This is a genomic window from Pseudomonas sp. MWU12-2319, from assembly GCF_023242525.1.
GTDB lineage: Bacteria > Pseudomonadota > Gammaproteobacteria > Pseudomonadales > Pseudomonadaceae > Aquipseudomonas > Aquipseudomonas gingeri_D.
This window is the reverse complement of sequence record NZ_JALJES010000027.1, coordinates 13,879-26,287: the sequence shown is the minus strand read 5'-3', so window position 1 is coordinate 26,287 and position 12,409 is coordinate 13,879. Positions and strand designations below refer to the sequence as shown.

The 12,409-nt window shown below is 62.5% G+C and carries 13 protein-coding genes; 10 read left to right on the top strand and 3 right to left on the bottom strand.

The annotated features are described in order from the left end of the window. The first annotated feature begins 62 nt into the window (after nucleotides 1–62). From M5C01_RS30055 to M5C01_RS30015, 9 genes are all read left to right on the top strand, one after another. A complete protein-coding gene (locus M5C01_RS30055) occupies nucleotides 63–812 on the top strand; it encodes an AraC family transcriptional regulator (protein WP_103499587.1) in 750 nt (249 codons plus the stop codon). Between the two features lie 376 nt (nucleotides 813–1,188). After that, a complete protein-coding gene (locus M5C01_RS30050) occupies nucleotides 1,189–2,007 on the top strand; it encodes a transporter substrate-binding domain-containing protein (RefSeq protein ID WP_152742021.1) in 819 nt (272 codons plus the stop codon). A 10-nt stretch (nucleotides 2,008–2,017) separates the two neighbouring features. Beyond that, nucleotides 2,018–3,799, top strand: coding sequence for an aconitase family protein (locus tag M5C01_RS30045; RefSeq protein WP_152742022.1), 1,782 nt, complete (start codon nucleotides 2,018–2,020; stop codon nucleotides 3,797–3,799). After that, on the top strand, nucleotides 3,792–4,457 hold the full coding sequence (locus M5C01_RS30040; RefSeq protein ID WP_103499549.1) for an amino acid ABC transporter permease: 666 nt from the start codon (nucleotides 3,792–3,794) through the stop codon (nucleotides 4,455–4,457). Before M5C01_RS30045 ends, M5C01_RS30040 begins: the two co-directional genes overlap by 8 nt. A gap of 10 nt (nucleotides 4,458–4,467) precedes the next feature. Then, nucleotides 4,468–5,118, top strand: coding sequence for an amino acid ABC transporter permease (locus M5C01_RS30035; RefSeq protein ID WP_103499548.1), 651 nt, complete (start codon nucleotides 4,468–4,470; stop codon nucleotides 5,116–5,118). Then, the gene (locus tag M5C01_RS30030) at nucleotides 5,111–5,833 is read left to right on the top strand and encodes an amino acid ABC transporter ATP-binding protein (protein WP_152742023.1); all 723 of its coding nucleotides are present in this window, start codon (nucleotides 5,111–5,113) and stop codon (nucleotides 5,831–5,833) included. Before M5C01_RS30035 ends, M5C01_RS30030 begins: the two co-directional genes overlap by 8 nt. A 159-nt stretch (nucleotides 5,834–5,992) precedes the next feature. After that, nucleotides 5,993–7,021, top strand: a complete 1,029-nt coding sequence (locus M5C01_RS30025; RefSeq protein WP_152742024.1) for a proline racemase family protein — start codon at nucleotides 5,993–5,995, stop codon at nucleotides 7,019–7,021. A gap of 133 nt (nucleotides 7,022–7,154) precedes the next feature. Beyond that, nucleotides 7,155–8,072, top strand: coding sequence for a dihydrodipicolinate synthase family protein (locus tag M5C01_RS30020; RefSeq protein WP_100941688.1), 918 nt, complete (start codon nucleotides 7,155–7,157; stop codon nucleotides 8,070–8,072). A gap of 22 nt (nucleotides 8,073–8,094) precedes the next feature. After that, a complete protein-coding gene (locus tag M5C01_RS30015; protein ID WP_152742025.1) occupies nucleotides 8,095–9,675 on the top strand; it encodes an aldehyde dehydrogenase (NADP(+)) in 1,581 nt (526 codons plus the stop codon). Nucleotides 9,676–9,717: 42 nt separating this feature from the next. On the opposite strand, the gene M5C01_RS30010 is transcribed toward M5C01_RS30015, so the two are convergent. Further along, nucleotides 9,718–10,725 (bottom strand): Ldh family oxidoreductase, encoded by a 1,008-nt coding sequence (locus M5C01_RS30010; RefSeq protein ID WP_152742026.1) that lies wholly within the window; start codon nucleotides 10,723–10,725, stop codon nucleotides 9,718–9,720. 207 nt (nucleotides 10,726–10,932) lie between these two features. Between M5C01_RS30010 and M5C01_RS32940 the strand changes: the two genes are divergently transcribed. Then, on the top strand, nucleotides 10,933–11,064 hold the full coding sequence (locus tag M5C01_RS32940; RefSeq protein ID WP_255916955.1) for a hypothetical protein: 132 nt from the start codon (nucleotides 10,933–10,935) through the stop codon (nucleotides 11,062–11,064). Between the two features lie 88 nt (nucleotides 11,065–11,152). Here the strand turns inward: M5C01_RS32940 and M5C01_RS30005 are convergent, their stop codons facing one another. After that, a complete protein-coding gene (locus tag M5C01_RS30005) occupies nucleotides 11,153–11,347 on the bottom strand; it encodes a hypothetical protein (RefSeq protein WP_100941691.1) in 195 nt (64 codons plus the stop codon). A gap of 108 nt (nucleotides 11,348–11,455) precedes the next feature. Continuing rightward, the gene (locus tag M5C01_RS30000) at nucleotides 11,456–11,899 is read right to left on the bottom strand and encodes a hypothetical protein (protein ID WP_152742027.1); all 444 of its coding nucleotides are present in this window, start codon (nucleotides 11,897–11,899) and stop codon (nucleotides 11,456–11,458) included. Between the last annotated feature and the right edge of the window lie 510 nt (nucleotides 11,900–12,409).

Below are 12,409 nucleotides of genomic sequence, written 5' to 3'. Positions count from 1 at the left end.
GGCTTCCGGGCCCGGCGCCGAGCCTCTATGATCCAGACGATCGCCCCCAGGCTTCCAGCACCATGTATGCCTCGCTCAGCCACTTCAAACCCTGCGATCTGCCGACCCTGTTGAGCAGCTTGCAGCCGATTGCGCCGCTGCTCGATACCCTGTCGGACGTGGTGTTTTTCATCAAGGACAGCGAGGCCCGCTACGCCTTCGTCAACCAGACCCTGGCCCGGCGCTGCGGCTTCAAGGAGAGCGCCGAGCTGCTCGGGCGCACTGCCGACATGGTCTTCCCGGAACGCTTCGGCCCGCTCTACACCGCCCAGGATCGCCGGGTGCTGTCGAGCGGTCGCGAGCTGGCCGATCAACTCGAACTGCACCTCTATTACGGCAACCAGCCGATCTGGTGCCTGACCCATAAACTCGCGCTACTGGATACCCAAGGTCATATCGTCGGCCTCGCCGGGATCTCCCGGGATTTGCAACTGCCGCAGTCCAGCCACCCGGCCTTCCCCAAGCTCGCCGCCGTGGATGCCCATATCCGCAGCCACTTCGCCCGGCCCATCAGCCTGGCCGAACTGACGGCGATTGCCGGGTTCTCGGTGGCGCAACTGGAGCGTCACTGCAAGCGGGTGTTCCAACTCACCCCACGGCAGATGATTCACAAGGCGCGCCTGGAAGAGTCCTCGCGACTGTTACTGGACACCGACTTGCCGATCACCGAGATCGCCCTGCGCTGCGGTTACACCGACCACAGCGCCTTCAGCCGCCAGTTCCGCGCCCTGACCAGCCTGGCGCCCAGCCAATACCGCGACAGTCGTCGCTGAGCCTCCCCCCCTTGAAACCACACAACACTGTTGTGTGGTTTCACTGTGGGAGCGGAGCTTGCCCGCGAAGAGGCCCTTGAGGCCGCCAAAAGCTTCGCGGGCAAGCTCCGCTCCCACAATGACATTGAGTCGGCGCTGGCTGGAGACGGTGTTCCTTTAAAGGGCGTTGCCGCGAAAACATGCTCCCTTCTGTAACACCCTCTCCCCCTCTATCGGCGAGCACCTGGCCCCCAGCTCCCTGACAACCCCTCTAAGCCGAGGACCGACAAAGAATTCATGTTCTGACGTTGAAACAGGCACAGTCATTGCTAATCTAATATCGTATACGAAATTCCTAATACGACAGCCAACACCACTCACCGATAACGAGGTCTCCATGAAAAATCCCGTTTTTGCCGCAGCGCTCAGTGTGGTTCTCAGTTCGTCCTTTATCGCCACGGCCCAGGCCGACAAGCTCGACGACATCATCGGCTCGGGCAAGCTGCGTTGCGCCGTGACCCTGGATTTCCCGCCGATGGGCTCCCGTGACGAGAGCAACAAACCGGTGGGTTTCGACGTCGACTACTGCAATGACCTGGCAAAAGTCCTCGGGGTCGATGCCGAGATCGTCGAGACGCCGTTTCCCGATCGGATTCCGGCACTGGTCTCGGGCCGTGCCGACGTGATCGTCGCCTCCACCTCCGACACCCTCGAACGGGCCAAGACCGTCGGCCTGTCCCTGCCCTACTTCGCCTTCCAGATGGTGGTCCTGACCCGCACCGACACCGGCATCAGCAAATACGAAGACCTCAAGGGCAAGCCAGTCGGCAACACCAGCGGCACCTTTGAAGCCCTCGCCCTGGAAAAAGACCAGAAGAGCTGGGGCACCGGCAGCTTCCGCGCCTATCAATCGCAGAACGACACCATCCTCGCCGTCGCCCAGGGCCATATCGACGCCACCGTGGTCACCAATACCGTGGCAGCCGCTACGCTCAAATCAGGCAAATACAAGAACCTGAAAGTCGCCGGCAACGCGCCGTACGTGATCGACTACGTCTCGCTGGGGGCCAAGCGCAACGAGTATGGCCTGATCAACTACCTCAACCTGTTTATCAACCAACAGGTGCGTACCGGACGTTACAAGGAGCTGTTCGTCAAATGGGTCGGGACCGAGATTCCGCCGACCGACCTGACCGTGCCCCACGTCTACTACTGAGGAAACCTGAATGCCCAGCACGCCCACTTCCCTGCCAGGACGTAGCCTGGTCGAAGGAGCCGCCCAAGGCCCCTTGCTGTTCGCCGACGTCGGCCTGAGTTTCTGGGGCGGAGTCGATCCGTTCAGTGGCGAGGTGATCGACCGCCATCACCCCTTGAGTGGCGAACACCTGGCCGGCCGCGTGCTGGCGCTGCCCAGCGGCCGGGGTTCCTGTACCGGCAGCAGCGTCATGATGGAGTTGATCAGCAACGGTCATGCGCCGGCAGCGCTGGTATTGGCCAAACCGGATGAAATCCTGACTCTCGGCGTGCTGGTGGCCCAGATGATTTTCGAGCGTTCCCTGCCGGTGCTGTGCATCGGCCGGGAGGCCTTCGCCGCCTTGCGCGGCCGGGCCTTTGCCCGGGTAGAAGGCAGCCGCCTGACGCTCTTCGACGAGACACCCGCCGATCACTGGCAGGCACCGACCACACCGGTGCAGGCACAACCTGCGGCAAACCGCGTCGCCCTCAGCGAACACGACCTCGCCCTGCTGGACGGCCAGTATGGCAAGGCCGCCCAGGTAGCCATGCAAATCATCCTGCAAATGGCCGAACTGCAAGGCGCACCCGCCTTGCTGGACGTGACCCAGGCGCATATCGACGGCTGCATCTATACGGGCCCGGCGAGCCTGCGCTTTGCCGAACAACTGGTGCAATGGGGCGCGCGCGTTCGCGTCCCGACCACCCTCAATTCCATTTCCGTGGACCAGCGCCGCTGGCGCGAATTGGGCGTCGCCCCGGCTCTCGGTGTACCCGCCAGTGCCCTGGGCGATGCCTATATGGCGATGGGCGCGCAGCTCAGCTTCACCTGTGCGCCCTACTTGCTCGACAGCGCGCCGAAGGCCGGCGAACAGATCGTCTGGGCCGAATCCAACGCCGTGGTCTACGCCAACAGCGTGCTCGGCGCCCGTACCCAGAAGTACCCGGACTACCTGGATATCTGCATTGCCCTGACCGGTCGCGCGCCGTTGATCGGCTGCCATCTGGACGCCCAGCGCAAGGCCCGGCTGCAAATCGAACTGCCCGCCCTGGGTGAGTTGGACGACTCGTTCTATCCGCTGCTCGGTTATCACATCGGTGCCCTGTCCGGCAGCCGGATTCCCCTGGTGCTCGGGTTGGAACAGCGCCAACCAAGCCTCGACGACCTGAAAGCCTTCGGCGCGGCCTTCGCCACCACGTCCGCGGCGCCGCTGTTTCATATCGCCGGGGTGACCCCGGAAGCGCTCGATCCGACCCAGGTGCTGGAACCGGGTGTTGTGCTGCCGGTGGAAAAAATCCGTCTGCCAGACCTGCTGCTGAGCTGGCGTGAACTCAACAGTGCCCGCGACCCGCGTGTGGAGGTGGTGTCCCTGGGTAACCCGCATTTTTCCCTCAGCGAATTTGCCCATCTGGCCCGTCTGTGCCGGGGTCGGCACAAGCACCCCGACGTGGTCCTCGCCATCACCTGCGGGCGTGCGGTACTGGAACAGGCCCGCGCCGCCGGGCATATCGCGGCGATCGAAGCCTTCGGCGCGACCCTGGTCACCGACACCTGCTGGTGCATGCTCGGCGAACCGGTGATTCCGCCGGCCGCCACCACCTTGATGACCAACTCGGGCAAATACGCCCACTACGCCCCTGGCCTGGTGGGGCGCAAGGTGCACTTCGCCAGCCTGGCCGAATGCGTCGAAGCCGCCTGCACCGCCAACGCCAGCGGACGCTTGCCGGCCTGGCTGGCACCGGCCGTCCCACAGGAGACTCCCGCGCATGTTTGACTACACCTTCCAATGGCGCGCGGCCCTGCGCGCCTTGCCGGATATGCTCGCCGGGGCCGTCGTCACCTTCGAGACCGCCGCCCTGTCGATGATCTTCGGCGTGCTGATCGCCCTGGCCCTGACGGTGATGCGCGAAACCAGGAATCCGTTGCTGCGTGGCATCGGTAACGGCTGGGTATCGATTGCCCGCAACACCCCGTCGCTGTTCCAGATCTACATCCTCTACTTCGGCCTCGGCTCGCTGGACCTGCATGTCAGTTCATGGTTCGCCCTGCTGGCCGGGATCACCTTCAACAACGCCGGTTATCTCGCGGAAAACTTTCGCGGCGGCCTCAAGGCGGTGCCCGATACCCAAGTGCGCGCGGCACGTTCACTGGGGATGAGCGCCTTCCAGGCCTACCGGATGATCATCGTCCCGCAGTTGCTGCGCATCGTCTTCTATCCGCTGAGCAATCAGATGGTCTGGGCGGTGCTGATGACCTCCCTGGGGGTGGTGGTCGGGCTGAACAATGACCTCACCGGGGTGACCCAGGAGTACAACGTCAAGACCTTCCGCACCTTCGAGTTCTTTGCCATTGCAGCGGTGCTGTATTACCTGATTGCCAAGGCGATCGTCGCGGCAGCCCGGCTGATGGCCTGGCGACTGTTCCGCTACTGAGGAGGTGACCATGTTTTCCACCAGTTTTTCCTGGAATGACCTGCTGTTCCTGCTCAACGGCGCCTGGGTCACCCTGCAACTGACCTTCTGGGCGATCCTCCTGGGCTCTGCCGCCGGGCTGCTGTTCGGCTTGTTGCGGGCGCTGTTGCCCCGCGCCAGCCTGCCCCTGGCCTGGGTGCTGGACGCGTTTCGCAGCGTGCCGTTGCTGATCCAGTTCGTCCTGTTCAACTCACTGAAAAGCATCGTCGGCCTGAATATCAGCGCCTTCAGCGTCGGCTGCATCGTGCTCGGGGTCTACACCGCCGCGTACTTCACCGAGATCGTCCGCGGTGGCGTGCTCTCGGTGCCCCTGACCCTGCGCCGGGCCAGTCGCTCCCTGGGTCTGAGCTTTCTGCAGGACCTGCGCTGGATCGTCCTGCCGATGGCCACGCGGGTGGCCTTCCCCGGCTGGCTGAACCTGGTGCTCGGGGTGATGAAAGACACCGCGCTGGTGATGTGGATCGGCATCGTCGAACTGCTGCGCGCCTCGCAAACCATCGTCACGCGCATCCAGGAACCGCTGCTGGTGCTGTGCATCGCGGGCCTTATCTACTACGTCATGAGCCTGGTGGTCGCTCGCCTCGGCGCTCGTCTGGAAAGAAGGTGGCAAGAAAATGATTGAGATCGACAACGTACACAAATCCTTCGGCGACCTGGAAGTGGTCAAGGGCGTCAGCCTGACGGTGAACAAGGGCGAGGTGGTGTCGATCATCGGCGGCTCCGGCTCCGGCAAGTCGACCCTGCTGATGTGCATCAACGGCCTGGAATCGATTCACAAGGGCAGCGTGCGCGTCGACGGCATCGAGGTCCATGACAAGGCCACCGACCTCAACCGCCTGCGGCAGAAGATCGGCATTGTGTTCCAGCAGTGGAACGCCTTCCCGCACCTCACCGTGCTGGAAAACGTGATGCTGGCGCCGCGCAAGGTGCTCGGCAAAAGCAAGCAGGAGGCCGAGGAGCTGGCGGTCCGGCAACTGACCCACGTGGGCCTGAGCGACAAGCTCAAGACCTTTCCCGGCAAGCTCTCCGGCGGCCAGCAACAGCGCATGGCGATTGCCCGGGCCCTGGCCATGTCGCCGGACTACATGCTGTTCGACGAAGCCACCTCGGCCCTTGATCCGCAGTTGGTGGGTGAAGTGCTGGACACCATGCGCATGCTCGCCGAAGACGGCATGACCATGGTCCTGGTGACCCATGAAATCCGCTTTGCCCGCGATGTGTCCGATCGCGTGGCGTTCTTTCGCAACGGCCTGGTGCACGAGATCGGCGCGCCCGACCAGGTCATCGGCAACCCCGTGCAGCCGGAAACGGCGGCGTTCCTCAAGTCCGTGAAATAAACATGATCCCTGAATAAAACACGCTCCTGTAGGAGCCAGCTTGCTGGCGATGAATGTCGCCACACCGCGATCAGTCTGATGCCACGCGTTATCGTTGACGACCATCGCCAGCAAGCTGGCTCCTACAAGGTCCGCGAACAGTCACAGGAGGAGTTTGCAATGCGTTCTTCAAAAATCGTCCACGTGGTCAGCTGCCACGCCGAAGGTGAAGTCGGCGATGTGATTGTCGGCGGCGTCGCCCCGCCGCCCGGGGCCACCGTGTGGGAACAGTCGCGCTGGATCGCCCGGGATGAAACCCTGCGCAACTTCGTCCTCAACGAACCCCGTGGCGGGGTGTTCCGCCATGTCAACCTGCTGGTGCCGGCCAAGGACCCGCGGGCGCAGATGGCCTGGATCATCATGGAACCGGCCGATACCCCGCCGATGTCCGGGTCCAACTCGCTGTGCGTGGCCACCGTGCTACTCGACAGCGGCATCCTGCCGATGACCGAACCCCAGACCCGACTGGTGCTCGAAGCGCCAGGCGGATTGATCGAAGCCGTGGCCGAGTGCAAGGACGGCAAGGTCCAGCGGGTGGAAATCAAGAACGTGCCGTCGTTCACCGATCGCCTCGACGCCTGGATCGAAGTCGAGGGCCTGGGTTCGATCCAGGTCGACACCGCCTATGGCGGCGACAGCTTCGCCATTGTCGATGCCCAGCGCCTGGGGTTTGCCATCCGTCCCGATGAAGCCAGGGACATGGTCGAGACCGGCCTGAAGATCACCCGCGCCGCCAACGAACAACTGGGCTTCGTCCACCCGCTGAACCCGGACTGGTCGCATATCTCCTTCTGCCAGATCGCCGCGCCGGTGGTCTACGAGAACGGCGTCGCCACCGGGGCCAACGCCGTGGTGATCCGCCCCGGCAAGATCGACCGCTCGCCCTGTGGCACCGGGTGCTCGGCACGTATGGCGGTGTTGCAGGCCAAGGGCGTGCTGCAGGTCGGCGAGCGTTTTATCGGGCGTTCGATCATCGGTTCGGAGTTCCACTGCCGCATCGATTCCCTGACCGAACTGGCCGGGCGCGCAGCGATCTATCCGTGCCTGTCCGGACGGGCCTGGATCACCGGCACCCACCAGTTGCTGCTCGACCCCGCCGATCCCTGGCCACAAGGCTACCGGTTGTCGGACACCTGGCCCGGCGCCTGAGCGCCAACGCCAGCGCTAGACGGCTGATAGAGAAAAACCGGGATGCCCTGACGGCGTCCGGCGAAAAAACACTGGTCTAATTTTTTCACTTAAAATATCGTATACGAAATACGTTAATCCACTGGAGAGCATCATGAGCAAACGCATCAATTGGAGCGGCGTCTTCCCGGCGGTCACCACTCAATTCAACGACGACTTCACCATCAACCTGGAAAAGACCCACCAGGTGATTTCCAACGTCATCCGTGACGGCGTCTCGGGCCTGGTGGTCTGTGGTTCGGTGGGGGAAAACACCTCCCTGACCGCCGAAGAGAAAATCGCCGTGACCGAAGTCGCGGTGGACGCCTCCCGTGGTCGCGTGCCGGTGATCTGCGGCGTGGCCGAGTTCACCAGCGTGCAGGCGGCCAAGGTCGCCAACGCGGTGCGCAAGGTCGGCGTCGACGGCGTGATGCTGATGCCGGCGCTGGTCTACGGCTCCAAGCCCTTCGAGACCGCCGAGCACTACCGCTACGTGGCCAAGAACGCCGACGTGCCGTTGATGGTCTACAACAACCCGCCGATCTACAAAAACGACGTGACCCCGGACATCCTGATTTCCCTGGCCGACTGCGACAACGTGGTGTGCTTCAAGGATTCCTCCGGCGACACCCGACGCTTTATCGACGTGCGCAATGAAGTCGGCGACCGTTTTGTGCTGTTCGCAGGCTTGGACGATGTGGTGCTGGAAAGTATCGCGGTGGGGGCTGAGGGCTGGGTCTCGGGCATGTCCAACGTGTTCCCGATAGAAGGCGAAACCATCTTCCGCCTGGCCAAGGCCGGGCGCTTTGCCGAAGCCATGCCGATCTACGAATGGCTGATGCCGATCCTGCACCTCGACGCCCGTGCCGACCTGGTGCAATGCATCAAGTTGTGCGAAGCCATTGCCGGTCGCGGCAGCGCCCTGACCCGTCCGCCACGCCTGGCCTTGCCGGAAGCCGACCGAGTATTTGTCGAGCAGATCATGGCCAAGGCAATGGCCAATCGTCCGTCATTGCCGGACGTGGGTCTCTGAGTTGTCCTGACAGGAGTTTTCCATGTCCGAGATCATCGGCCACAACTACATCGGCGGTGCGCGCAGCGCCGCCGGAACCGTCACCCTGCACAGCCATGATGCCAGCAGCGGCGAGGCCCTGCCCTTCGTCTTCACCCAGGCCACGGCTGCTGAAGTAGATGCCGCCGCCCAGGCTGCCGCGTCTGCCTACCCGGCGTTTCGCGCGCTGTCAGCCAGCCGGCGAGCGGAGTTTCTTGAGGCCATCGCCGCGCAACTGGATGCCCTGGATGATGACTTCATTACCCTGGTCACCCGCGAGACCGCCCTGCCCACCGGCCGTATCCAGGGCGAACGCGCCCGCACCAGCGGTCAGATGCGCCTGTTCGCGCAAGTCCTGCGCCGGGGTGATTTCTACGGCGCGCGCATCGACCGCGCCTTGCCCGAACGCCAGCCACTGCCAAGGGTCGACCTGCGCCAGTACCGAATCGGCGTCGGCCCGGTCGCGGTGTTCGGCGCAAGCAATTTCCCCCTGGCATTCTCCACCGCCGGTGGCGATACCTCGGCCGCGTTGGCTGCGGGCTGCCCGGTGGTGTTCAAGGCCCACAGTGGGCATATGGCGACGGCGGAACAGGTGGCCGATGCAATCATCCGCGCCGCCGAGCAAACCGATATGCCCAAGGGCGTGTTCAATATGATCTACGGCGCCGGGGTCGGTGAAGCCCTGGTCAAGCACCCGGCGATTCAGGCCGTCGGTTTCACCGGCTCACTGACCGGGGGACGCGCGCTCTGCGATATGGCCGCCGCACGGCCGCAGCCGATTCCGGTGTTCGCCGAAATGAGCAGCATCAATCCGGTGCTGGTGCTGCCCGAAGCCTTGCAATTGCGCGGCGAAAAGATCGCCAGTGAACTGGTGGCTTCAGTAGTGCAAGGTTGCGGTCAGTTCTGTACCAACCCGGGCCTGGTGATCGGCATCGCCTCGCCAAGGTTCACGGCGTTCACCGCGCTGCTCAGTGCCTTGATGAACGAACAACCGGCGCAAACCATGCTCAACGCCGGCACGCTGCGCAGCTACGGTAACGGTGTGCAGGCCCTGCTCGATCATTCAGGCGTCAGCCATCTGGCCGGTAAGCCACAGCAGGGCAATCAGGCACAGCCGCAACTGTTCAAGGCCGATGTCCGTCTGCTGCTCAATGGCGATCCGCTGTTACAGGAAGAGGTCTTTGGCCCGGCCACTGTGGTCATCGAAGTAGCCGACAATGCCGAACTGCAACAAGCGCTGCAGGGCTTGCACGGTCAACTGACAGCCACGCTGATTGCCGAGGCCGGCGATCTGCAACGTTATGGCGAGCTGCTACCGCTGCTGGAGCAAAAGGTCGGGCGGGTATTGTTCAACGGCTATCCGACCGGTGTCGAAGTCGGTGATGCGATGGTCCATGGCGGGCCTTATCCGGCCACCTCCGATGCACGGGGCACCTCAGTCGGCAGCCTGGCCATCGAGCGTTTCCTGCGCCCGGTGTGCTACCAGAACTGCCCGGATGCCTTATTGCCCGAAGCGCTGCAAAACGCCAACCCGCTGGGCATCAATCGCCTGGTCGATTGCCACAGCCAGCGCACACCGCTGTAAAAACCGGGCACCATCGGCTGGATCGATGGTGCCCTGATTCATTCAGGCCAGCAGCGCTTTCAGATCGTTGTACAGCGCCTCGGGAATCTGCACACCCTCCACCAGACTGCGCGCACGCGCCTCATAACGCCGTTGCGACGGCAAGCGTGCGCCCTGCCCCTCAATGCTTTCGAACACGGCTTCGGCACGGGCCAGATGCTGCTCGGTGGCCGCGCCGAGAAAACGCTGCGGATCAAAGGCGATAAGCAGTTCGCCATGGTACGGCGACGACTTGCTGCCGGCGTCATAGGCCAGGGATTCGGCACTGGTCAAATCACCGATCAGCGGCCCGGCGATCAACTCCACCATGGCCGCCAATGCCGAGCCCTTGTGCCCGCCGAACGTCAGCATCGCGCCGCTATCGAGCACCACATTGGCATCGGTACTCGGCTGCCCTTGGGCGTCCACGCCCCAGCCTTCGGGAATGGCCTTGCCGGCACGCCGATGCAGCTCGATCTCGCCACGGGCAATCGCGCTGGTGGCGAAATCGAAGACAAAGGGATTGTTACCGGCACGCGGCCAACCGAAGGCGATGGGATTGGTGCCGAACACCGGCTGACTCCCACCGGCCGGTGCGACCCAGGCATGGCTGGGCGTACAGGCCAGCGCAACCAAGCCGGCAGCGGTCAGTTGCTCGATCTCGACCCAGAGCGCGGAGAAATGCACACAGCGATTGATCGCCAGGGCCGCGATCCCGTTGGCCCGGGTTTTCTCTTGCAGCAGCGGCAGGCCCGCCTGGAACGCCAACTGCGAGAAACCACCCGCCGCATCGACACGCACAATGGACGGCGCCTGATCGATAACCTGCGGCTCAGCGTCGGCGGCCACCTTGCCGTTCCTCAGTGAATTCACACAGCCCAGCACCCGATACAGGCCATGGGAGGCACAGCCATCGCGCTCGCCGGCAATCACCGTGTCGGTCACCGCCTGGGCGTGGGCAAGGTTGAAACCGTTGTGCAACAGGATCGATTCGGCCAGCTCGCGAGCTTCAGCCAGGGACAGTCGGATCATAATCAGCTCCTTGAACAGACTGTCCAGACTGGTCCATTCCAGGGCTCACGGCTTGATCGCTTTAGGCCAGGACGATGACGAATTCGGCACACCCTTGTAGCTCGACAGAGACCGTATTGCCCAGCCATCGAAACATTCTGTAACCCCCTCGATTTGGCAGGCGCGGCGCCAGCACGTTCAATGAGCGTTTTCTGCAAGGAGCAGGCTATGCCTACCGAACAAATCATTCTGATGGCCATCTTTGGCATTGTTGTCATTGCCTGGGGTATCAGGCTGGACATGAAGAACCACAAGAAGGAAAAAGCCGCGCGGCAGGCCCAGGGCAATAACGGGGCTTGATCGGGTGATCGGCGTCTCCTCTGGCCGGCCGCCCCTGCTCAAAAAACAAAGCCCAGCATCAAGCCGGGCTTTTTTTATGGTGTTGGCCTCAGCCTTTTGGAGGCGCCTTGAGGCTATCCAATCGACCGCTTTCCAGCAAAGCCTTGTACTTCAACGCATCCGCTTCACTGTGATAAACGCCGACCAGCACATCGCCCTGGTAGACATCCCACATCCGGACGCCCGCGTTATTGGCGTCATGGGACATGTGATCCTCATCGCGTTCTTTGACGGTAATGACCATTGGCACATCCTCTGGGTTGAGGCAGGTAAGATATTTTTTACTCCTGTTGCTTCCAAGATTCCATACTCAATACCTTGGAAACGGGGGCCGCTTTACTGTCTCGCGAACTCAGCCATTTGGGTGGTTGCCCACTGCTGACGATAGCTGATTGGAGGGAGATGCGCCCTCCAGCAAGGCATCCACCACCGCACGCGCCACCTCCACCGAATGCAGCATGCCCCAGAACAACGCCCGCTCGACCGGGTTGGTGTGCAGGCTGATTTCGTCGCCGTTGAGTTCCGCCGTTTCGAGCAGATTGGAAACGTAGACCAGGGCGTCCTGGGCGGTGATGCCGGGTTGGATGGCGAATAGCGTGGGTTTGTAGGGGGCTTCGGGGGTGACGGGTTTGGAGCTGGTGAATGCCAGGGTGTCGAGCAAACGGGGGGTGTTTGCCGGGGCTGGCTCGGACTCGTTGAATGGCGTATCAGAGAGTTTGCGCAGGTACATAGCCCTATCGGCAGTGCTGAGGGCTTTGCGAGCGAAGGGCGGATCGGGAGTGATTTTCTTAGCCATGGAGATACTCCTATTCACTAAAGGAGCCCGCCACATTTCGTTACCAAGCGAAGGGGTGGCGAACTGTACGCAGGTTGGTAAACCGGTGAATAGGAACCGGCAGGCCGAAGCCTCCTGCGCACAGCCCGCCATAACGCGAACACAAAAAAACCGCTCTCGCGGCGCTGTGCGCCTACTCAAATCCGGGTTACCAAGCCCGATCGCTGAATTTGCAGCGACACCTGAACATTAGCCCCGACGTTTGGCGCAAGCAATATTCTCCCATGCCTGAAACGTGTGGGAAATATGAGTTTTTTTGGAAGGCTATTTCGCGTGTCTTGCGGACTGTCGCCAGTTGGTGCTGAACGCATGGCACACATACTGGCCTGGGCTGCATACCACATGGATGGCAACCCGATCCCAATAGGCGGCTCTTTCTATGAGGACTGGCCTCCTGACGCAGCCGAAACAAGGTAGTATTCGCCTGCTTTCGGCCAACTGCGGACATTCATGAAGTAGGGAAAACTATGG